The 22,659-nt window shown below is 60.7% G+C and carries 13 protein-coding genes; 6 read left to right on the top strand and 7 right to left on the bottom strand.

What is annotated here, in order from left to right; all coding sequences use genetic code 11:
- The first annotated feature begins 1 nt into the window (after position 1).
- Entirely contained in the window at positions 2–1,870 is a 1,869-nt protein-coding gene (locus tag ACIX9_RS20000; RefSeq protein ID WP_013572909.1) for a CRTAC1 family protein, read from the top strand.
- 2 nt (positions 1,871–1,872) lie between these two features.
- Positions 1,873–3,564, top strand: coding sequence for a CRTAC1 family protein (locus tag ACIX9_RS19995; RefSeq protein WP_013572908.1), 1,692 nt, complete (start codon positions 1,873–1,875; stop codon positions 3,562–3,564).
- A 55-nt stretch (positions 3,565–3,619) separates the two neighbouring features.
- Here ACIX9_RS19995 and ACIX9_RS25050 read toward each other — a convergent pair whose 3' ends face one another.
- From ACIX9_RS25050 to ACIX9_RS19980, 4 genes are all read right to left on the bottom strand, one after another.
- The gene (locus ACIX9_RS25050) at positions 3,620–3,910 is read right to left on the bottom strand and encodes a YXWGXW repeat-containing protein (RefSeq protein ID WP_013572907.1); all 291 of its coding nucleotides are present in this window, start codon (positions 3,908–3,910) and stop codon (positions 3,620–3,622) included.
- 180 nt (positions 3,911–4,090) lie between these two features.
- Entirely contained in the window at positions 4,091–4,432 is a 342-nt protein-coding gene (locus tag ACIX9_RS19990) for a c-type cytochrome (RefSeq protein WP_013572906.1), read from the bottom strand.
- Between the two features lie 9 nt (positions 4,433–4,441).
- The gene (locus tag ACIX9_RS19985) at positions 4,442–6,784 is read right to left on the bottom strand and encodes a tetratricopeptide repeat protein (protein WP_232298886.1); all 2,343 of its coding nucleotides are present in this window, start codon (positions 6,782–6,784) and stop codon (positions 4,442–4,444) included.
- Positions 6,785–6,872: 88 nt separating this feature from the next.
- Complete coding sequence (locus tag ACIX9_RS19980) at positions 6,873–8,738, bottom strand: CRTAC1 family protein (protein WP_157478210.1); 1,866 nt, start codon at positions 8,736–8,738, stop codon at positions 6,873–6,875.
- 185 nt (positions 8,739–8,923) lie between these two features.
- Between ACIX9_RS19980 and ACIX9_RS19975 the strand changes: the two genes are divergently transcribed.
- The gene (locus ACIX9_RS19975) at positions 8,924–10,015 is read left to right on the top strand and encodes a glycoside hydrolase family 88/105 protein (RefSeq protein WP_013572903.1); all 1,092 of its coding nucleotides are present in this window, start codon (positions 8,924–8,926) and stop codon (positions 10,013–10,015) included.
- 11 nt (positions 10,016–10,026) lie between these two features.
- Positions 10,027–13,086: a sugar-binding domain-containing protein gene (locus tag ACIX9_RS19970; RefSeq protein WP_013572902.1), complete on the top strand. Its 3,060-nt coding sequence runs from the start codon at positions 10,027–10,029 to the stop codon at positions 13,084–13,086.
- Between the two features lie 3 nt (positions 13,087–13,089).
- On the opposite strand, the gene ACIX9_RS19965 is transcribed toward ACIX9_RS19970, so the two are convergent.
- The 3 genes from ACIX9_RS19965 to ACIX9_RS19955 form a co-directional block, all read right to left on the bottom strand.
- Positions 13,090–14,439, bottom strand: coding sequence for a sugar porter family MFS transporter (locus ACIX9_RS19965; RefSeq protein WP_013572901.1), 1,350 nt, complete (start codon positions 14,437–14,439; stop codon positions 13,090–13,092).
- 77 nt (positions 14,440–14,516) lie between these two features.
- Positions 14,517–15,605, bottom strand: coding sequence for a GntR family transcriptional regulator (locus ACIX9_RS19960; protein WP_013572900.1), 1,089 nt, complete (start codon positions 15,603–15,605; stop codon positions 14,517–14,519).
- 157 nt (positions 15,606–15,762) lie between these two features.
- Positions 15,763–17,094: a hypothetical protein gene (locus ACIX9_RS19955; RefSeq protein WP_013572899.1), complete on the bottom strand. Its 1,332-nt coding sequence runs from the start codon at positions 17,092–17,094 to the stop codon at positions 15,763–15,765.
- 355 nt (positions 17,095–17,449) lie between these two features.
- Here ACIX9_RS19955 and ACIX9_RS19950 point away from each other — a divergent pair, with 355 nt between their 5' ends.
- Positions 17,450–20,911 carry a TonB-dependent receptor gene (locus ACIX9_RS19950; RefSeq protein WP_013572898.1) on the top strand — a complete coding sequence of 1,154 codons (3,462 nt, stop codon included), beginning with the start codon at positions 17,450–17,452 and terminating at the stop codon, positions 20,909–20,911.
- 270 nt (positions 20,912–21,181) lie between these two features.
- The gene (locus tag ACIX9_RS19945) at positions 21,182–22,651 is read left to right on the top strand and encodes a GH1 family beta-glucosidase (RefSeq protein WP_013572897.1); all 1,470 of its coding nucleotides are present in this window, start codon (positions 21,182–21,184) and stop codon (positions 22,649–22,651) included.
- Positions 22,652–22,659: the final 8 nt, after the last annotated feature.

The raw sequence follows: 22,659 nt of genomic DNA, 5'->3' as shown, positions 1-22,659 counted from the left end.
GGTGATCTGGACGAGACGTGGATTGATCAAGTCGCTTTCGCGCACGGCTGTAGTGCTGACGCTTGAGGATGTGCTGAAGCTCGCGTGGCCTGCGGGAGCGCAAGAGGTCGCGCAGCAGGTTGGGGCGAGGCCGACGTATGACACGAAGCCTCGGCCGGCGCCTAAGGGGGTGGCTTCCCCGGTGACGGGGACTCCGCTGGGGTACAGCTTTGTGGATGTCGCGAAGCAGAGCGGGCTGACCACGAAGACGATCTATGGGGGCGAGCACAAGAACAGGTATCTGCTGGAGACGACCGGCTGCGGCGTCGCGTTCTATGACTTCGACCATGACGACTGGCTGGATCTGTTTCTGGTGAATGGGACTCGGCTGGAAGGCTTCGCCAAGGGTCAGGAGCCGGTGAGTCATCTGTTCAAGAACAACCGCGACGGCACGTTCACGGACATCACGGCTAAGAGCGGGATGACCCGATCCGGGTGGGGGCAGGGCTGCTGCGTCGGCGACTATGACAACGATGGGCTGAACGATCTATTCGTCACGTACTACGGGCAGAACATCCTCTACAAGAGCCACGGCGACGGCACATTTACCGATGTGACGACGAAGGCGGGGCTGACGCAGAGCAAGATGAGATGGAACTCGGGCTGCGCGTTTGTGGACTACGACAAGGACGGCAAGCTCGATCTGTTTGTGGCGAACTATATCGACTTCGATATCAAGACGGCTCCTCTGCCGGAGGCAGCGGGCTGCGCGTACAAGGGGATGCAGGTGGCTTGCGGACCGCCGGGGCTCGAAGGCGGGAAGAACATTCTCTACAGGAACAATGGGGATGGGACCTTCACCGACGTCAGCGAGAAGGCCGGGATGTGGGGGACGATCGGGACGTATGGACTGAGCGTCACCGTCGCCGATCTGGACAACGATGGCTGGCCGGATATCTATGTCGCGAACGACTCGACCGCGGCGACGTACTACCAGAACCAGAAGGATGGCACGTTCAAGGATACGGCGATCGAGGCTGGGATTGCGTACTCGCCTGACGGCAAGCCGCAGGCGGGCATGGGTGTGGCGGTTGGTGATTTCAACCGCGATGGGCTGCTGGATATCGTGAAGACGAACTTTGCAGGAGATACGGATTCGCTGTACCAGAACCTGGGCGATGGGACGTTTGAGGATCACACGTATCTGTCCGGGCTTGGGGTGAATACGCGTTATCTCGGATGGGGCGTGGGGTTCGTGGATCTGGATAACGATGGCTGGCTGGATATCTTCATCTCCAATGGCCATGTCTACCCGGAGGTCGATGGGTCACATTTGGACGCGCCGTATGCAGAGCACAAGTATGTCTATCGGAATCTGCGCAATGGACAGTTTGAGGAAGTAACGAACCTGGCTGGAAATGGCATGACCGATGCCGTGGCCGCGCGGGGGTGTGCGTTCGGGGATTTTGATAACGATGGGGACATGGATGTGGTGGTGAACTGCGTCAATTCCCTGCCCCAGTTGCTGCGGTGTGATTCCACCGTAGCTCGGAACTGGATCAAGATCCGGGTGGTGGGGAAGAAGAGCAACCGCGCGGGGATTGGCACGCGCATCACCGTGATTGCGGCTACTGCGGCGCAGGATAAAAGTGGCATGGGGAAGCAGCCGCTCAGGCAGATCGATGAGGTGCGGAGTGGGGGGAGCTACTACTCGCAGAACGATCTGCGGATTCACTTTGGGTTGGATGGGGCGAAGACGGCGGATGTAGAGTTGGCTTGGCCGTCAGGCGCGAAGGATACGTTGACGGGGCTTGCGGCGAATAAGCTATACGTCATTGAAGAGGGTGGCAAGGTGTTGAAGACGATGGCGATGGACGGCGTGAAGAAGTGAAGATGCTTCTCTTATTTTTGCTGCTGGCTGTGGGTGTGCAGGCTCAGCAGGTGTATCCGGCCAGCGCGGAGCACCCAACGCCGGCGTGGTTTGTCGATGTTGCGGCTAAGGCCGGCATCACGGTTCGCAACGTCAACGGCAGCGAGGAACACAAGAAGTACATCGTTGAGGCTACGGGGTCGGGCGTGGCAATCATCGACTATGACCGCGATGGCTGGCCGGATATCTTCCTGGTGAACGGGACTGACCTGGGCTCCGCGGGCAAGACGGCGGCGAGCAATCATCTCCTACACAACAACCATGACGGCACGTTTACCGATGTGACTGCGAAGGCAGGCATGGTCTCGACCGGCTGGGGGCAGGGCGCTTGCGTTGGGGACTATGACAACGATGGGTTCGACGACATCTATGTGACGGGCTATGGCAAGGGCCGGCTGTTTCATAATCTCGGCAACGGAAGCTTCAAGGAGGTTGCTGAGGCTGCGGGCGTGGCGGGGAGCGGCAAGGAGTGGGGAACGGGGTGTGCGTTCGTCGACTATGACCGCGACGGCAAGCTGGATCTGGTGATCGCGAACTACGTTCACTTCGACCTGGCCAAGACTCCTGCGCCGGGTGCGGACGCGGGTTGCATGTGGAAGGGGTCACCCGTGATGTGTGGGCCGCGTGGGTTGCCGAGTGCGCCGAATATCCTCTTCCATAATGACGGCGGGGGAAAGTTCACAGACGTCAGTAAGGCGGCAGGGATCGAGAAGACGGCTGGGCACTACTGCTTCTCCGTCACCACGCTGGACTATAACGAAGACGGCTGGCCGGACATCTACATGGCGTGTGATTCGACACCTTCGATCCTTTACCGGAACAATCATGATGGGACGTTCACGGATGTCGCAGCGGATGTGGGTGTGGCATTCAATGAGGATGGGCGCGAGCAGGCGGGCATGGGCGCGACGGCTGCGGACTATGACGGCGACGGGCACCTCGACCTCTTCAAGACGAACTTCTCCGACGACACGGCCACCCTCTACAAGTCACACGGCGACGGCACGTATACGGATGAGACCTTCGCTGCGGGCTTAGGGATCAACTCCGATGCGCTGGGCTGGGGAGCGATGTTCGCGGACGTCGATAACGATGGGTATCCGGACCTGATCGTGGTGAACGGGCATGTGTACCCGGAGGTTGATTCAGCCAAGCTGGGCGCGGCTTATCGGGAGCCTCGTTTTCTTTACTGGAATCAAGGCAATGGCAAGTTCAAGGATGTGTCGAAGGGTGCGGGGCCAGGCATGACGGAGCCGATGGCGGGGCGTGGGCTAGCGATCGCTGACCTGTGGAACGATGGGCGGCTTGAGGCTATCGTAAACAATCTGAGCGACCGTCCGATGCTGCTGGTGAATGAGGCGAAGAACACAAATCATTGGCTTGGGATCAAGCTCACCGGCACTAAGTCGAACCGGGATGGGATCGGCGGGCGTGTGGTGGTGCGGGGTACGAAGCGGAGTTGGGTGGATGAGGTGCGGAGCGGCTCGAGCTATAACAGCTCCAACGATCTCCGACTGCACTTTGGGCTGGGGGCAGAGATGCATGTGGCGGATGTAACGGTCCGCTGGCCTAATGGCGAATCCGAAGTGTTTACGGTTGCGGGAGTGGATCGGATGGTCGAGTTCGTTGAAGGCAAAGGCAAGCTGGTGCAATAAAGATCGGCGTACCAGCCCAATAGGACTGGTACGCCGGTTGAGATCGATTTAAGGTTTAGCGCCAGTAACCCGCGTGATAGTGGTATCCATCGCCGCGATGATCGTAGGCGTCAGGCACCCACACCGCGCCGGGACGTGGCGGACGGCCCCAGTGGCCGGGGGTCCATGCATACCGGTTACCATCCCAGCGATGATATCCACCCTGCCATACATAGCCGGGATGCGGGGGTGGCCCGTAGTGCTCGACGACGGGCGCCGGTGGCCCAATACGGATCGCAATCTGGGCCTGCGATGCGAGGGGCAAAAGGGAGGCGAATAGTGTTGCGACTGCCAGTTTCTTGAGCATGGTCGTCTCTTCCTCAGCGGCTGGTTGCCGCTCATGTTCAGGTCAAACACGGTGCTGATCGGTATGTCGTCCGCAACTTTTTCAAAAGGCGAAAGAGTGCGGACAAGACCGTTGCTGCTGAGGAGTTTGGATGCAGTTTGAAGGGCGAGGATTGTCTCAAAGATCGCAGTAGAGGCTCATTTAGCGGCGTTTTGAGTGAAGATAATCAATCAGATCTGCCACCTGTTGATCGCTGAGAGCGTCGCCGTAAGGGGGCATATTTTTGCCTCCATCATGGATCTGAGTCGCTATCTCTTTTGGTTTCATATGGTGAGCGACGTTATTCAGGTCCGGCCCTTTGCCTCCGCCGATGCCGTTGGTGCCATGGCAGTGCGCGCAGCCGTTCTCTGCAAATAATTCAGCCCCGCGGCGGACGGAGGTCGAGTCGGCGTGGACTGTGGCGGAAGAGACCAGGAGGCGTGCCGCAAAGACTGAGGTCAGCGCGAGACAGACGTTCAGGATCGATTTGAAAGGAGTCAGCACGAGTTCAGTTTAGTGGAGCCCGCCCTGGGCGGTGGGGTCAGGCAAAAGCTCCGGCGCTTCCAGGCGGTGAAGGACAGCCATGGTAGCGGAAGCCGACGCAGCGGTGGCCGGGAGCGGCTCGTCCTTACCCTTGTGGTCGAGATCGTGGACGTGCCATGGGACGGACTCCTGCGCGATCTCATGATGTTTGCGCAGGTACTCCAGCGCGTAGACGCTCGCGGTGGGATCGTCCTTCTGGTCCGCAAAGTAGGCGGCCTGTTCGGTGGCCTTGTCCTTGAGACCCAGGCGGCGATAGAGGATTGCAAGGTTATAGTGCGCGGCCAGATCATCGGGATCGATCGACTGGACGGTCTCATACTCGGCGCGGGCAAGCGGGTACTTATGCTGTTGGTAGTAGGAGAAGCCCAGCTCCCGGTGTGCATCTCTGGAACGCGGAAACTGGGCTGCCACCTTCTGCAGATCGACGATTGCTTCGTCAACCTGACCCTGATTGCGCTCGACAAGGGCCCGATAGTACAGGGCCCGGGCGTTATCTTTGCCAAGCGCGAGAGACTTTTCAATATAAGGCATGGCCTCGTCGTACTTCTCCCACTGGATGTAGGTGAGGCCGATGTTGGTGGGCGCATCGGGGTAGTCCGGGCGGAGCTTCGCCACGTGCTCAAAGGCCGCGACGCTGCCGGCGTACTGCTGAGCGTCCAGTAGGCCGATGCCGTAGTTGTTCCAGCGCATCCACTCCGGATTCTCGTTGGGCAGAGGCTTGATGGCGGAATTCACGCCGACTGCAAAGGTGCGGGTAGTAGACACCATATCCACGATGGGCTGCTGATAGTGCTGCCCTGCGGGCATGCTCATGCCGAAGTCAATAAAGTGCTGGTCGAAGCGGCGATAACGAACGGCTGCAGTGACCGTAACGGGGCCACTCTTCGGCATCGTGAAGGCGTAACGGATCAACTGCGAGCGGCCAGACTGAATGGTGTTGTTGTACGCGACGACTCGATTATCCCAAACCTGGTGCAGGCTGTTGATGCCTCCCTGCTTGTTGATCAGGCGATTGGTGAAGCTATGTGCAGACTCATCAAGCTCACCGCCAGGCTGGATGAACCCGCTCTCCGCAATGGTCTTGCCGGCGGCGTCCTTCACCGTGAAGGCAACCCAGGACTCGTACATGTCACGCTGCTCCGGCACATGCGAGTGGGCGTTGCCCTTGTTCTGGATGACAACGGAGGCGGTGACTCGCTGGCCGGGCGTCAGCGTATAAGCTGACATGCCGAGCGGTGCGATCAGCGCAGGCTGACCGGATGCGGTAGCCTCAGGCTCGAGCGCGAAGAGGTCTACGTTGAACACTGCATTCTGCAGGAAGGCAGTAACCTTCTCGCCCTGCTCGGGATAGTGATAGATCTGCGGAATGACGGTGTTCGCGCCGAGCCAGCGATGCGAGACAAGCTGGTTCTTCTTCGCGCCGGAGTCTGACGCTGAACCAAGATCCTCACGCTGCATGTGGCACGTCTGGCAGGTGGAGACCACGTCCTTCTTGTAGAACGGCAGCGGCGATTCTTTGGCGAAGGAGGAGTTCTGCCACTCGTCATAGAGCGAGATGGCGCGCTGCCATTTGTAGTCGTTGAGCTGATGCGGCAGCGCGGCCTTATGGCAGGTGGAGCAGAACTCGGGGGTCTTGTAGAGCGGCTTCATGACTGCGGCGGAGTGGCGGTCCAGATGGGACAGTATCTCGCCATCGGACACAGGCCGGTGGATGGGCTGGCCGGTCTCGTCGACCAGCACCGCGGGCTCCGCGAGAACATAGCTGCCAGTGCCGCGCGTGTCCACGCTCTTGATGGAGTGGCAGACCATGCAGGTAACGCCGTCCTGGTCGTACGGACGCTTACGCGGCGCGCCATCCGTGATCGCTCCTGCAGCCATCGCGACGGGATCGTGGCAACCCTCGCAGTGGCGAGAGAAACTGATTCCCTTCTCCGCGATGAGCAGGTTCACGTTGCGCAGGTAGTACGGGACGCGGTTGGAGTTGGCGTGCGCGGACTGACGCCACTGAGCATGCGCGGCCTGGTGACAGTGCTGGCAGTACTGCGCCGTGGGGAAGGATTTGGGGTCGATGAACTCGCCCGTATCCGTCTGCATGTTCGAAGGGAGAAACGGTTTCGTCGAATCGAACTTGTAGGTGTAGGCCTTGGCTTCCTTGGCGCTGTAGGCCTTGCGCGCGTCTGCGGCAGCATCGTTCTCTGAGCCTGCGCGCACTCCGTGCGGCATAGACAGAGAGAGGATGGCGACCGTCAGTACGGCGAAGAGACCGAGGAGCCGGGAACGAGTTGGAGACGGATTGCGGATGGCTTGGCTCACGACGATCGGTACGGACAGCAGCTTTAGCTAACTGGCGAATTCTATGGGATCATGGGGACGGTTGTCCTCCACCAAAAGGTGGAGGCGGCTACTTCGAGTCCGGCACGGTGGTCGGCTTCGCAATCTCCGTTCCCTTCCCTTCCGTGATCGATTGAAATTGGTCGATGGTGGGAACGGCAAACTGCTCCCTGAGTCCGCTGGGCCAATGAACCTCAAGCTTCTCAACCGTAGTCGCGCTGCCCAGGCCGAAGTGCGGGCGCATATCGGAGGTGGAAGCGAAGCTGCCGCCGGAGAAGATGTCCGCACGCTGCCTCATGCCGTTGGCAGTGAGGTAAAGCGTTGCGCCGATGGCGTCGCGTGGGCTCTTCGGGCCACCAGTAAGGCGGAAGGCGACCCAGTGGTGCTTATCGTTGTCCACGTTGCGCAACAACGCCGGAGCCGCGTCCAGGTTATTAATGACCGCATCCGTACGGCCATCGTTGAAGAGGTCTCCCACAGCCAGGCCGCGCGAGGTCATGGCGGCAGCCAGGCCGGTGCCCTCGACCGCCGGAACCGTGTCAAAGCTTTTGCCTGCGACGTTGTGGAACAGCAGCGGACGCTGCGCCCAGGTGGTGCCCCAGTTGTTGGTATCGGCGTTGCGGTAGACGTGGCCGTTGACTTCCAGCAGATCGCGCCAGCCGTCGTTGTCGTAGTCGAGGAACGCAGTACCCCAGCCGAGGAACGGGATGGTCAACTCAGAGATGTGGGTCTCGTAGCTGATGTCGGTGAAGTTGGCGTCGCCGTCGTTGCGGTACAGCGGCTTATAGTCGTCTGAGAAGGTGGTGTTGTAGATATCGATGAGGCCGTTGTTGCGGTAGTCCGCCACCGCAATGCCCATCGACGCAGTCTCGCGGCCATCCTTGTTGAGCGCGTAGCCGGAGGCGTAGGAGACGTCCTCAAACGTGCCGTTGCCCTGGTTGAGATAGAGATAATTCGGGGTGGAGTCATTGGCCACGAGCAGGTCCGCGCGGCCGTCGTTATTGACGTCGATGAAGACGGAGGCCAGCCCGTAGTAGCCGGATTTGTCGCTGACGCCGGCCTTCTCGCTCACGTCGGTGAAGGTGCCATCGCCGTTATTGTGGAAGAGATGATCGGACTCGCCAGGGAGACCGCGCGGACCGCACATGGTCTTGACGCCGCGATACTGGCAGAAGGTCAGCGGAACGGTGGCGTCACCGGACTGATTCTTGAGGTCATAGTGGACGTAGCCGGGGACGAACAGATCAAGCTTGCCGTCGCCGTCGTAGTCGCCCCAGGTTGCGCCGGTGCTCCAGTTGCCGAGCGCCACGCCCGCCTTGACGGCCACATCCGTGAAGGTGCCGTCATGATTGTTGTGGAAGAGCCGGTTACCGCCAAAGTTGGTGACGTACAGGTCCGGCCAGCCATCGTTGTCGTAGTCCCCGACAGCCACGCCGATGCCCCAGCGATCGTTCGCCACGCCGGCCTTCGCGGTCACGTCCGTGAAGGTGCCGTCATGGTTGTTGTGGAAGAGCGCAGCGTGCGGTGAGGGCTGTTTGCCTGCGAGCGCTGGCGCGGTGCTGCCGTTGACGAGGTAGATATCCAGCCAGCCATCATTGTCGTAGTCCAAGAGCGCGACGCCGGAACCAAGCGTGTCAATGATGTAGCGCTTCTCCGGCGAGCCCATGGTGTGGTGCCAGCTTGTCAGCCCGGCCTTCTGGGCGATGTCCGCAAACACAATGGGGCCAGTCTTGACCGTGCCGCCCGCGGTGATAGGACGCTTGGCGGAATCAAGCACGGGCGGAAAGATGCCGGCGGTCCCGGAGCCTCCATGCCCCGGAGCCTGCGCACCCTCCTGCGCGGATTGCTTCTGGCTTTCCAACGGAGTCTGCGCGAGCAGCGGCGAGCATACGGCGAGAAGTGCAAGCGAAAGTCGGAGCGAACGAGCGGATGACATGGCCATGGTTACCGGCTGAACGAAAGCGGGTTCAGCGTCTGCCATCATACCCTGTGCGGCGGGGACAGCCTTACCAAGCCTCAGCCAAGGCCGAAAAGAAACAGTTCTTTATTTGAAATAGAAGACGCGACAAGCGCCCACGCGCGGCGGTATGCTTCATGGGAAACAAAAGACGAGGGATACGAATGATGAGTATGGGACGAAGGCTGACAGGCCTGGCTGCGGGATTGATCCTTGCTTCGGGCGCGGTGGTGGCGGGCGCACAGACAGACTACTTCAACAACTGGCCGCAGGGTACCTCGCCTGCAGAGGTGGGCAAGGCGCTCTCGGAACATTTCGTGACCAGCCCCCACCAGTACACGGCGACCATCCACTACTCGGAAGCTGCAAGCTGGTACGGTGCGCTGACCTTCGCGCAACTGACGCATGACGACGCACTCCGCGCGGAGCTGATCAAGAAGTTTGAGCCGCTGATGCCGGGCGGCGCTGAGGCCTCGCACATTCCACTGCGGAAGCATGTGGACGATGAGATCTTCGGCATCGTCCCGCTGGAGATCGGCCTTCAAACCAAAGAGCCTCGCTTCCTCACCGAAGGCAAGAAGTGGGCGGACCGGCAGTGGGAGAATCCGCAGCCTGATGGCCTTTCCTCCGAGACACGCTACTGGATCGACGATATGTACATGCTGACGATCCTGCAGTTGGAGGCCTTCCGCGCGACCGGTGACCGCAAGTATCTCGACCGCGACGCCAGGGAGATGGTCTCGTACCTGGCCAGGCTGCAGCAGCCTAAAGGGCTCTTCTTCCATGCGCAGGATGTGCCCTTCTACTGGGGACGCGGTGATGGATGGGTCGCAGCCGGCATGGCTGAGATGCTTCGCAGCCTCCCTGCGGATCATCCACAGCGGCCTGCGATTCTGGCGGGCTATAAGAAGATGATGGCCGCGCTGCTGAAGTACCAGGGCAAGGACGGCATGTGGCGGCAGTTGATCGATCAGGACGATGCGTGGCCTGAATCATCAAGCTCTGCGATGTTCAGCTTCGCGATGATCACGGGCGTGAAGAACGGCTGGCTGGATGCCGCGTCGTATGGTCCTGCGGCGCGGCGCGGCTGGATCGCTACGGTGGGCTATGTCGATCAGAACCATGACATCACCAGCGTGTGCGAAGGCACGAACAAGCTTGCGGATCGGGCGTACTACCTCGCACGCAAACGCCGTACGGGCGACTTCCACGGGCAAGCCCCGATGCTCTGGGCCGCCTCCGCGCTGCTACGCTAGTGCTTGAACCAATGGGGAGAACTGTATTGCTTAAGTTCGTGCTGGCTGTCCTTCTTGTTTTTGGCTCGGGCCTTTCACCAGCACAGGCTCCTCATCGAAGCCGCTTTAACTTCAATCCAGGATGGCTCGTCCAGACGGGCGATCCCGCCAACGCCCAGGCGCCCGGCTTTGACGACTCGGCATGGAAGCCCGTCACGCTGCCCTATGCATGGAATGAGGACTCCGCATTCAAGGTCAGCATCGACAAGCTTCCCACGGGCATTGCCTGGTATCGCAAGCACTTTCGCGTGCCCGCCGGTGCGCCGGGTCAGCGTGTCCACCTTGAGTTTGAAGGCATCCGCATGGCCGGCGTCGTGTACCTCAACGGCAAGCTGCTGGGGCGGCATGAAGACGGCGTCTCCGCCTTCGGCTTCGATATCACCGACGCCCTGAAGCCTGCAGCCGAGGACAACATCCTTGCCGTACGCACGGACAACGACTTCAAATACAAGGAGATCGCCACCGGCACGGCCTTTCACTGGAACGACACCAACTTCTACGCGAACTACGGCGGCATCAGCAAGAATGTCTGGCTGCATGTAACCGGGCCTGTCCATCAGACGCTTCCACTGTTCTCATCACTAGGCACCACGGGAACGTATATCTGGGCCGGCGACTTCGATCTCGCAACCAACTCCGCCAAAATCACCGCAGAGACACAGGTTCGCAACGACAGCATGACACCGCAGACCATCGGCTACACGGCACGCATCGAGGACGCGAATCATCTCCTCGTCGGAACGATGAAAGGCTCGGATGTGACACTTGCGCCGGGTGAGATGCAAGTCGTCTCCGCTTCACAGCCGGTAGCGCATCTCCACCTTTGGAGCTGGGGCTACGGCTATCTCTATAAGGTCACGACGACGATCTCGATCGACGGCAAGCCCATCGATGCCGTGACCACGACCACCGGTTTCCGCCAGACCGCCTTCGATCACGGCGAGCTCACCCTGAACGGCCGCGTCATGCAGATCCACGGCTACGCCCAGCGCACCACCAACGAGTGGCCCGCAATCGGCATCGATCTGCCACCCTGGCTCAGCGATTTCTCCAACCGCCTGATGGTTGAAGGCAACGCGAACCTCGTGCGCTGGATGCACGTCACACCATCGCGCCAGGATACGGACTCAGCCGACCGCGTGGGTCTCATCCAGTCCATGCCCGCAGGCGATTCTGAGGGAGATTCCAAGGGCCGCCAGTGGGAGCAGCGCGTGGAGCTCATGCGCGACTCCATCATCTACAACCGCAACAACCCCTCCATCCTCTTCTATGAGTCCGGCAACAAGAGCATCTCGGATGAGCACATGGCGGAGATGAAGGCCGTCCGCGATCGGTACGATCCGCACGGAGGCCGCGCCATCGGCTCACGCGAGATGCTCGCGAGCCATGTGGCCGAGTACGGCGGCGAGATGCTCTACGTCGACAAGTCCGCGAGCAAGCCGCTCTGGGCGCATGAGTATAGCCGCGATGAGGCCGCACGCGCCTTCTGGGATAACGAGTCCGCGCCCTTCCATAAAGACTCGCCGCTGTACAACCGCAATCAGGACTCGCACGCCATTGAAGACGTGCTGCGCTGGGATGACTACTACCGCGCGCGTCCGGGCACGGGTGACCGCGTCAGCGCGGGCGGCGTCAAGATCATCTTCGCGGACTCCAACACGCATCATCGTGGAGACAATAACTACCGCCGCTCCGGCGCCGTGGACGCAATGCGCCTGCCCAAGGACGGCTTCTACGCAGGCCAGGTGATGTGGAACGGATGGGTCGATCCCGAGCGTCCGGCGATGCACATCCTCGGCCACTGGAGCTATCCGGCCGGCACAACAAAGACGGTGTACGTCGTCGCAGCCAAGGTCGCACGTGTGCAGCTTACGTTAAACGGTAAGACGGTCGGCTCGGTCACGGCATCCGACACGGATCCAAATCCAGCACGCGCGCTGCCCCTTGGAACGGCTGCTCTGCCTGACATGCCCCATGAGGCTGGCGTGCCCGCAGGCCAGTCCAGCGACTTCCTCTTCGCCTTCCCCAACATTGCTTTTGCCACAGGCAAGCTGGAGGCCATCGGCTATGACGCCGCAGGCAAGCGCATCACGGACACGCATCTTCAGACGGCGGGCGAACCAGCCTCCATCCGCCTCTTCGCACATGCTGGCCCCGGCGGTCTTCATGCCGACGGCTCCGACCTGGCGCTAGTCGATGTAGAGGTGATGGACTCGCTGGGCCGCCGCTGCCCCACCGCGAACAACATGATCTCGTTCGCCATCGACGGCCCGGCGGAATGGCGCGGCGGCATTGCGCAACCAGCGGCCGGCACGGACATTCCCAGCTTCTCCAACTACATCCTCTCCAGGACTCTTCCTGTCGAAGACGGCATCAACCGCGTCCTCATTCGCACGCAACCCACAGCGGGCAAGATCACAGTGACTGCAACCTCACCCGGCCTGCGCTCTGCGATGATCACGCTGCTGGCCGTGCCGGTCAAGGTCGACAACGGTCTCGCGACCTACGATCCCGCAGCCGCGCTACCGTCCAACCTGCTGCGTGGCCCAACGCCCACAGGCTCGTCCGTCCACATCACACGCACGTCCATCCCCATAGTCAGCGCAACTGCAGGCTCGAACCCTGACACAGCCGCACGCGCTTACGACGACAACGAAACGACCTCCTGGTCGAACGACGGTCAGCTCTCCACGGCCTGGATCGACCTGACACTCAAGCAAGCCTCTACGCCCACCCAAATCGACCTGAAGCTGAACGCCTTCCGCACGCGCCGCTACCCGATCCGCATCACGCTTGACGGCACCCCGATCTATGAAGGCATCACGCCCATGAACCTCGGCTATACGACGATTCCGCTGAAGCCCGCGCAAGGCACCCACCTTCGCATCGCGCTGACGGGCGCGCCCATCGACGACAAGCCCGCCTCCGCCACCATAGAGGTCAACGGCAAGTACGACGGCGCAGGCGTAGCGCCTGTGACGCACGACAGCAAAGCCATCCTGAACGTCATCGAGGCAGATGTGTATCAGTAAAAGTTACTTACGACCCTTATGCATCTGCTCCTGCAGCATCTCCAGAGAATAGCCCTTGGTCTCCGGATAGATCATCAGCACCACCACGAACTGCACCACCATCATCGCCGCAAAGAACGCAAACGGCATCGCCTTCGAGTAACGCGCGACCACCGGGAACGCCAGCGTGATGATGCCGTTCATGATCCAGTGCGCGGATGAGCCCAGGCTCTGGCCCTTGGAGCGAACATTGGTCGGAAAGACCTCACTGATGTAGACCCAGATCACCGCGCCCTGTGATACCGCGAAGAAGATGATGAAGCCGATCAGCAGCGGCAGCAGCAGGCCCTGGTGAGCGTTCATCGCAAAGACGACGCCCACGCCAGCCAGGCACAGCGCACAACCCACCGCACCGATCATCAGCAGCGTCTTGCGTCCCAGCCGGTCGATCAACGAGATCCCCAGCATCGTTGCTAGCAGGTTGGCAAAGCCGATGGCCACCGCCTGGATGTTGGCCGAGACCTGTCCGAAGTCCGCACTGGCAAAGATGTCATTGAGGTAATAAAGGATGGCGTTGATGCCGCTGAGCTGGTTGAACATGCCGATCGTAATAGCCAGAAAAATAGGCAGGCTGTGCCGCTTGTTGAACAGACTGCTCTGCGCCTCACCGACCTCGTCCCGCAGCCCCGCCTGGATGGCATCCACCTCGGCCTTCGAGTCAGGCGAGCCCATACTCTGCAGAATCAGCATGGCCTCGTCGATGCGGTTCTGCGAGACCAGCCAGCGTGAGCTCTGCGGCACGCTCAGCAGCAGGATCAGGAACAGGATCGCAGGCAGCACCGCGACACCCAGATCCACCCGCCACTCCAGCATCCCCAGGCTGAAGTGCGCGATGATGGCGTTTGAAAGATACGCCAGCAGAATGCCGATGACGATGTTGATCTGAAACAGCCCCACCAGCCGCCCACGCCACTTGGCCGGCGCAAGCTCCGCAATATAGACAGGCCCCAGCACAGAGGACCCGCCGATCCCGATCCCGCCAATGAAGCGGCACACCAGGAAGAACCACCAGCTCGGCGCAAACGCACAACCCAGCGCGGAGATGACGTAGAGCACACCCATGATCCGCAGCGCGGCGCGGCTTCCAATCCTCTGACCCAGCACGCCGCTGCCCAGCGAGCCCGCCACGGTGCCCCAAAGCGCGATCGACACCGTCAGACCAAGCTGCCACGGCGTCAATCCGTACTGCACGGTCAACGCGTGTGTCGCACCGGCGATCACCGCCGTATCAAAGCCGAACAGCAGACCGCCCAGCGCGCCCGTCATGGCGCTCTTGCCCAGCAGCACCATTGCCTTCATCCGTGTTGCATCCATGCAGAGATCCCCAGAGCCTTCCTCAACAGCTTATTTCAGCAACTCACCATAGCACCCGTCAGAGCAGATGTACGGTCCTACTCAACACTCTGCGGCATTCCGCTGGAGCTTCGTACAATCAACTCACTCTTGACCAGCACATCGCGCACAGGATGATCGGGCCTATTCAGCCGGTCCATCATAATTCCCATAGCGACCGTGCCCATCTCCAGGCAGTCCTGGCGGATGGTGGTCAAAGGAACGGGCAGAAATCTTGCATAGCGCACGTCGTCGACTCCCGACATGCGGATCTCCTCCGGAACTCTGACTCCCAGGCCCAGCAGCGTCTGCATGAGCCGAGCCGCAGTGGCATCGTTCGCGCAGATGATCGCATCCGGCCGCTCGCTCTGGAGCATCTTCTGCACGAAGGCGACATCCTCGAAGTCTCCGGTCACAACCGCGAATGTGGCGCCCCGATCAGCCGCAAGCAAAGCCTCGCGATAGCCAGCTATCCGCTGTTCGACCGTTGAGGCGGAGAACCGCCTGGCCGCAAACAGGATGCGCTTGGCCCCCGCCTGGATCATGTGCCGCGTCAACAGATGGCCGGCTCTCTGGTTGTCGATGCCTACCAGGTCGAAGTTGGACCGGTCCGGATAGCGCTCCACGCAGCGGTCCAGCAGGACCACGGGGATTCCGGCACGCTCCAGCGTGGCCGCAATGCGCCGATTCGCGCGGTCGCTCGTCTCGGTATATTCCATGGGTGCGAAGAAGACACCGGCCACGCGCTGGGCAATATACTGCTGGCAAAGCTGGTCGGCGACGACCTCAGGATTCTGAACGCCAGGATCGGAGTGGCCCCAGGTCAGCGAGTGAGCCTTTGCCACCGGCGAGCGCATCAGGCCCTGGCAGATGGGCTCGAAGATCTCCGTCGTGCCCAGGTCCGGAATCAGAAGCCCAAACTGCATCGAAGCCACCTGCTCCGGCCGCTCGACGTAGGTGCCGGATCCGGGCCGCCGCATCACCAGCCGATCCTGCTGCAGCGTCTGGATCGCCTTCGCCACCGTGATCCGAGAAGCGTCGAACCGCTCGCACAAGGCAGCTTCACTCGGCAGGCGATCACCGGGCTGATAGGTTCCGCTCCGGATCTCCTTCAGCAACTCCTCGTAGATGGCGCGATGCCTCGACATCTCTGGGGATGAGGCGGTTTTATGACTCCGTGGATCGGCAACCGTCGGGCGTGGCATGGTCTCGTCTCTCTTCTTGCCGGGCTGCTATGACATCCGCACCATTCTGTCATAACCACTCCACGATAAGTAAGGTCCTTGACGATTCAAGCCAGCAAACTTACCGCACCCAGACCGCCACCACCTTCGGCGAGCCCGCAATCCCGTTGATCACATCCGTCCCCAGCACGGCCTCAAAATCATGAGTCGCAAAGTCCTTGCCGATCTTCTGCCGCAGCCCCTCCATCTGCTGCGGATCGACCACGAACTCGCCCGCCGCCGCCGTCCCAGCCATTCCGATCCCCGCCACGACGACCTCCATCTGCCCGGTCTGATCGCTGTGCAGCCGGGCGACGATCGCGTAATCGCGCCGAACGTTCACCAGCTTCGTCTTCAGGTCCAGCGACCAGTCCTTCTGGGTGGGATTGGTGGTGTCCAAAATCCAATAACTGGTCGCATCCGAACCGGCAAAGCGATACCGCAGCGGTGCAATCGCCTCCAGGGTCCACTGATTGTCCATACCGCCGATCAGCACCGCCGAACCTTCCCGCAGATCGTCCAGCGACGTTGACGTATTAAGACGCGGTCGATACTCCTGCTCCCGCACGGCGAGCAGCCCCCCAACCTTGACCATCGCCAGCACATCGGAGAAGACGACGTTCTCCTCCAGAGACTCATGATCCAGAAAGGTTGGGCCGCCTGGGATGACCGGCACCCCCGGACGAGAGTGCAGATCGGCGGAGGTAAAGGCGGCCATTCCCCCGGTCTTTCCTGCGCCGGTCGGGATGCAAAGCAGCACAGGCTTGTGGCCAGCCAGAACCGGACCCCAGAACTGTTCGAGCGCAGACGGATGGGCCGCACGCCATAAAAGCGTGGAGGCAGCGCATACCAGAATCAACGCAACCGAGGAGATTGCCAGCCAGGTTCGGGAACCCAGGCCTTTTTTCGCCGCCAAGGGCACAGGCTTTGCTGGAATTTCTGCACCCGCCTCTGTCGTCTGACGGACATTGGCGCGTGGCGCGCTGACGTGACGAGTCTCCAGGGGGGGCATCGCTGCCTGCCGCTCATAATCCGCTTCTTTTCGGAAGCGAAACTCCGGCGCATAGTGCCCGGGCAGCAGTTCGATCCGCATCTCCGCGTCGTGCGCTTCGTCGTGATAATACTGCGCGATCCGCTTGCGGATCTCGGCAATGGTCACCCGGACGATCGGATCGGTGGCCGTGTCGTAATTGGCAGGCCGGTCAAACACACGGATGCCGAGCAAGCGCTCCTTGAGATATTCTCCGCGGCCTTCCAGAGTCTCTTCCACGATGAACCGGAACAGCGCCGGATAGCGCCGGCTGTTCTTGAAGTGGTTCGTCTCCAGCAGCCGATTCATCTGTTCCCGGACCTTGTCCTGCTCCGCCGTGCTCATTGGAATCCACTGCGCCGTCTCGTCAAGTACAGAACGCATCTTCTACCTCTTTCAACTGCGGAACAGAATAGGCCCCTGTTGCAACAGCTGACAAGTGGAACTCTTTACCTGCCCCCTTTACCCAGGCTTTTTGTCCGTTTTTGGGCCAAATCGCTCTTTACCTCCAGGTGAGATACCAGAAGAACCGTTACGTATTGAATTTTCAGTGCCTATTATTCAGGCCGAACTCAAACCTCCTCCGCGAGCGCGGTGAAAAGCCCTTGGGGCAAACGCCCGTTCTCGCCAAAACCGACTTGTGACACCCAAAGAAACTCAGGAAACGATCATGATGGATAGAAAGCAAGCAACATCCCTTGCCACTGGCCAGTGCAAGAGCAAACTAAGGAGCCTGGGCATGGCCCTCGCCTTCTCGACGGCGCCCATCCTCGCCGCCGCCCTCCTCACCCCATCCGCGATGGCTCAACTCACCACCGCAGACATCCTGGGCACCGTCACCGACGCCACCGGCGCCGTCATCCCCAACGCCACCGTCGTCCTAACCAACGTAGAGACCCACGACCAGCGCACCGCCACCTCCAACGGCAGCGGCGACTATCAGTTCACCCTCCTGCCGGTCGGTCGTTATACGGTCACCACAAAATCGTCAGGCTTCAAGACCGCCACCACCAATAACCTGGCCGTGGAAGCCGGCGACCGCGCCCGCGCCGACGTCCATCTCGAGACCGGCGGAGAAGAGCAGACCGTCAACGTCGAAGCCCAGACCCCTCTCCTCCAGGCAGACAACGCCACCGTCAGCTCCACCGTCACTGCCAAAGCCGTGCAGGATCTGCCGCTCAACGGCCGTAACTTCGTCCAGTTGGTCCAGATCGTCCCAGGCGCAAATGAAGGCCCCGGAAACGGTCTCGTCAGCGGCGGCCGTCCGGACGATCGCCGGGCAAGCGCCAGCTTCTCCGTCAACGGCCAGGATGACACCCTCAACAACTTCATCATCGACGGCACCGACGACAACGAGCGCGTCATCGGCACCATCGGCGTCCGTCCGAACGTGGAAGGCATCCAGGAGATCACGGTAGAAACCAACAGCTACTCGGCTGAAGCTGGCCGTACCGCTGGCGGCGTCGTCAGCATCATCACCCGCTCCGGCACCAACCAGTTCCACGGATCGGCCTACGAGTTCTTCCGCAACGACATCTTCGACGCCCGCAACGTGCTCCAGGGAACCGGACGCAAGCCGGAGCTTCGCCAGAACCAGTTCGGCGGCAGCATCGGCGGCCCGATCTTCAAAGATCGCACCTTCTTCTTCGCCGACTATGAGGGTCTTCGTCTCGTCTCAGGCGTTACCTACACCAGTTCAGTGCCCCAGATCGCGCAGTACAACCAGATCAACAGCATCGGCGGCGGAACACCTCAGCAGCTAATCGCACAAGGAAATGGAACACAGACGTACGCTCTCGATCCCATCGCCCTCGCTTATCTGAAGCTCTTCCCTGCTCCAACCAACGCCGGCGTGACCAATAACTACGTGGTCAGCCCCAGCAAGACCCAGACCAGCAACACCTTCGACGCACGCGTCGATCATAAGTTCAACGGGAATAACAACCTCTTCGCCCGCTACACCTATAACAAGGTGGACACCAACACTCCCCAGGCGCTCGGAACGCAGAATGGCCTTGCGATCAGCGGCGGCCGGTACATCTTTGCCGGACCCGCAACCGATAAGGCGATGCAGTACGGCTTGGGCTACACGCACATCTTCAGCCAGAATCTGCTGGTCGATCTGCGCGCAGCTTACACCCGCATCAATAATCTTTCCCTGCCGCTCAATAACGGAACTGCGCCAGACACCAAGCTTGGCTTTGGTTCCAACATGAACTTCAACAACCTCTCCTCGTTCCTGACCCCCATCCAGTTCGGAGGCTTCTCGGACATCGGTGACGGCGCTTATGTTCCGTTGCAGGATATCGACAATACCTTCCAGTACTCCGGATCGGTCAGCTACACGAAAGGTAACCACAACCTGAAGTTTGGTGCCGGCCTTATCCGTCGCCAGGCTCGCAACGTACAAAGCGCCTTCGCGGCCGGTCAGTACACCTTCGGCCTTTCAACCGATAACGTCGCCAGCACAACCCAGACCCAGATCAACCAGCTGGCCTCATCCCTCGTAGGCGCGTTTACGGGAGAAAGCCGGAACTACGATCTCAATCCGCCCGACTATCGCAGCTGGGAGCCGAGCTTCTTCGCGCTCGATAGCTGGAAGGTCAACCCCAAGCTGACGGTTCTCTACGGCGTACGTTACGACGTCTTCACGCCGTTCACTGAAGCTCATAACCGCATCTCGAACTTTGACTTCACGCAGGCCTCAGGCAGCACGGCCGCCACAGTCGGCTCCGCTCTCAAGGTAGCCGGCGTCAACGGGGTAGATGGCCATGCCGGCATCAAGACCGATTACTCCAACTTCGCTCCACGCGTCGGTTTCTCCCTCTCCGTCAACCCTAAGACCGTCGTCCGCGGCGGATATGGACTCAGCTTCTTCCCCGGCAACTACACCTCCAACGCCGATCTAAAGAATGCTCCTTTCGTCTCCGTCTACTCGCCAAACTGCTCCCAGGCACTGACCGCGCTTCGGATTCAGACCAATACGACTGCGGCTGGTACCCCTGGAACGACCGCAAATCCAACGGCAGCGGCGAGCTTCAACAACCACTGCTTCACGCCCGGCACGACAACCATCTCGCCAACCTACGATGGAACCAGCAACTTCGCTGCTGGCCTCCCACTCCCGGCGGCGCAGACGTTGAACAGCAACTCGCTATCCTTCGTGGCGGAAAACCCAAACTTCCGTTCAGCCCTCATTCAGCAGTTCAATCTGCAGGTTGAGGAGCAGTTTGGCTCAAACGTTTTCACCGTCGGTTACGTCGGCAACCTGGGCCAGCATCTCGCTCAGACCATCAACAACATCAACTCACCGGCACCCTTCAACCCACTCACCGCCCCGGCAAGCGCTCAGAACCTCCGCCTTCAGACCCAGCTTCCAAACCTGGGCGGAGTCGGTTGGCTTTCGAGCGGCGGTTACTCCAACTACAACTCACTACAGACCTCATTCCAGCGGCGCTTCACCAAGGGCCTCGCATTCGACGCAAACTATACCTACGCCAAGGCGCTCAGCACCAACACAGGTTTCTCGCAGGAAGGGAACCAGGGCTGGAGCAACGGAGACCCAACCCGCATCAATGCAATCGACTATGGCGTTGCGGAGAACGACATCGAACACCGCTTCGCGCTTTCGGTCAACTATGAACTGCAGTACGGCAAGAACTTTACCGGTCTGAAGCGTCTTGCGCTCGGCGGCTGGCAGGCCAATACCATCTTGGTCTGGCAGAGCGGCAAGCCGTTCTCCATCCTGAACGGTGGACAGAACGACTTCACACTCCTCCCCTCCGGCGCAGCAGGAAGCGTCTATGGCAACCGTGCAACACCGATCAACGGCGGCGGCAGCGATCGCCCGAACAAGATCGGCAATGCAAAGGGTCCCAAGACCCTGACCCAGTACTTCAACACAGCAAACTACGCTCCTCAGCCCCTTGGAACGATCGGCACCGCTCAGCGCAACTCTGAGTTCGGACCGCACTTCCGCCACATCGACCTGTCGATCTTCAAAGACTTCCACATCACCGAACGGGTGAACCTGGAGTTCCGCGCCGAAGCCTTCGACCTGACCAACACTCCCGACTACTACATTGGCAATAACAACGTTGCCAACGCACAACTCGGCAGCTCAACCTTCGGACAGGTCACCAACTACGATCCGAACTACAACCCTCGTCAGCTCCAGTTCGCTCTCAAGGCGCAGTTCTAACCAGCATCCGTTGCAAAGGAAATCGCCGGATCGAAGCCAACAGCTTCGATCCGGCGGCATCCTCCCCACTGTTTCGCAAGCCCCAAAAACAGACCCCAGCACCACGACAGCTCCAAACCAAGTACGCCGCGCTTAGGCAAACGATTGACCTTAGCCCCACCCGTAGCATTCGCACCCGCACTGTCAGATAATCAGGCAGGAGCTTCAACCCTCCCGCCGGACCAGCCTCATCAAGATCAACCCTCATCCCCAAAAGGCCAAGGAGCCTCCGTGTCCGACAAACTCTCTCGACGCAGTTTCGCCAAGGTAATCGGCGGTTCGACCGCAGCGCTCTCGCTCGCCAATCTCGGCACCACGCCCGCCTCCGCGCAGGCCGCACCCGCCATCAGCACTGACCCTCGCCGCCACTTTCCTCAGGGCTTCCTCTGGGGCTCCGCCACCGCCTCCTACCAGGTAGAAGGCGCAGTCAAGGAAGGCGGCCGCGGCCCATCCATCTGGGACACCTTCTCCCACACCCCCGGCAAGGTCGCCAACGGAGACACCGGGGACGTCGCCGACGACTACTACCACCGCTATAAAGAAGACATCGCCCTCATGAAGGACATCGGCCTCAAGACCTGCCGCTTCTCCGTCTCCTGGAGCCGCATCTTTCCCACCGGCACCGGCCAGCCCAACCAGCAGGGCGTCGACTTCTACAACCGCATGTGCGATTCCCTCCTTGAAGCCGGAATCCAGCCCTTCTGCACCCTCTACCACTGGGACCTCCCCCAGACCCTCCAGGACAAGGGCGGATGGGAGAACAAGGACGTCGCCAAGGCGTTCGCAGACTACGCCGGATACACCGCCAACAAGCTCAACGACCGCGTCAAGCACTTCATGACCATGAACGAGATGCGCTCCTTCGTCGAGATCGGCTACAAGGACGGCCGCCACGCACCCGGCCTCCGCCTCGACGCCAAACGCGTCGCGCAGCTCAACCACTACGTCGTCCTCGCCCACGGTCTCAGCGTCCAGGCCATTCGCGCCCAGACCAAGCCCGGCACCAAGGTCGGCATCGCGGACAACGCCACCGCCACCGCACCGGTCATCGAGACGCCAGAGCACATTGAAGCCGCACGCAAGGCCTACCGCGAAGAGAACGCCATGTTCCTCACCGTGCTCATGGAAGGCCGTTACACCGACCACTACCTCAAGCGTCTCGGGGCCGACGCCCCCCACTTCACGCCGGAGGAGATGAAGACCATCTCCGCCCCCATGGACTTCGTCGGCCTCAACGTCTACCAGCCGGAGTACGTTCGCGCCGATGGCTCAGACAAGGGCTACACCGTCGTCCCCTCCCCCGCCTCCTACCCCCACATGCTCAGCCCCTGGCTGCACGTCGGCCCGGAGGGTCTCTACTGGAGCCCCCGCCTCTGCGCCGAGCTCTGGAACGTCAAGGAGATCTACATCACGGAGAACGGCGCATCCTCAGCCGACGTCCTAGCCCCAGACGGCCAGGTCTACGACACCGACCGCACCATGTTCCTGCGCAACTACCTCACGCAGCTTCAGCGCGCCGTCGCAGAGGGCGTACCCGTCAAGGGCTACTTCCTCTGGAGTCTCCTCGACAACTTCGAGTGGGCCGACGGCTACGACAAGCGCTTCGGCATCACCTACGTCGACTTCAAAACCCAGAAGCGCACCCCCAAACTAAGCGCCAAGTTCTACAAACAAGTCATCAAAGAGAACCGAGTAGTCTAAGTCGGTCT

It is taken from the genome of Granulicella tundricola MP5ACTX9 (assembly GCF_000178975.2).
GTDB classification, from domain to species: domain Bacteria; phylum Acidobacteriota; class Terriglobia; order Terriglobales; family Acidobacteriaceae; genus Edaphobacter; species Edaphobacter tundricola.
The sequence above is the reverse complement of the archived record's forward strand: the minus strand, read 5'-3'. Positions and strand labels throughout refer to the sequence as shown.

Bases quoted from the DNA above. Each gene is read 5' to 3' on its own strand.
- ACIX9_RS19995 (WP_013572908.1), top strand. From the start codon at position 1,873: ATGCTTCTCTTATTTTTGCTGCTGGCTGTGGGTGTGCAGGCTCAGCAG.
- ACIX9_RS25050 (WP_013572907.1), bottom strand. From the start codon at position 3,910: ATGCTCAAGAAACTGGCAGTCGCAACACTATTCGCCTCCCTTTTGCCC.
- ACIX9_RS19980 (WP_157478210.1), bottom strand. From the start codon at position 8,738: ATGTCATCCGCTCGTTCGCTCCGACTTTCGCTTGCACTTCTCGCCGTA.
- ACIX9_RS19975 (WP_013572903.1), top strand. From the start codon at position 8,924: ATGATGAGTATGGGACGAAGGCTGACAGGCCTGGCTGCGGGATTGATC.
- ACIX9_RS19970 (WP_013572902.1), top strand. From the start codon at position 10,027: ATGGGGAGAACTGTATTGCTTAAGTTCGTGCTGGCTGTCCTTCTTGTT.
- ACIX9_RS19965 (WP_013572901.1), bottom strand. From the start codon at position 14,439: ATGGATGCAACACGGATGAAGGCAATGGTGCTGCTGGGCAAGAGCGCC.
- ACIX9_RS19960 (WP_013572900.1), bottom strand. From the start codon at position 15,605: ATGTCGAGGCATCGCGCCATCTACGAGGAGTTGCTGAAGGAGATCCGG.
- ACIX9_RS19955 (WP_013572899.1), bottom strand. From the start codon at position 17,094: ATGCGTTCTGTACTTGACGAGACGGCGCAGTGGATTCCAATGAGCACG.
- ACIX9_RS19950 (WP_013572898.1), top strand. From the start codon at position 17,450: ATGGCCCTCGCCTTCTCGACGGCGCCCATCCTCGCCGCCGCCCTCCTC.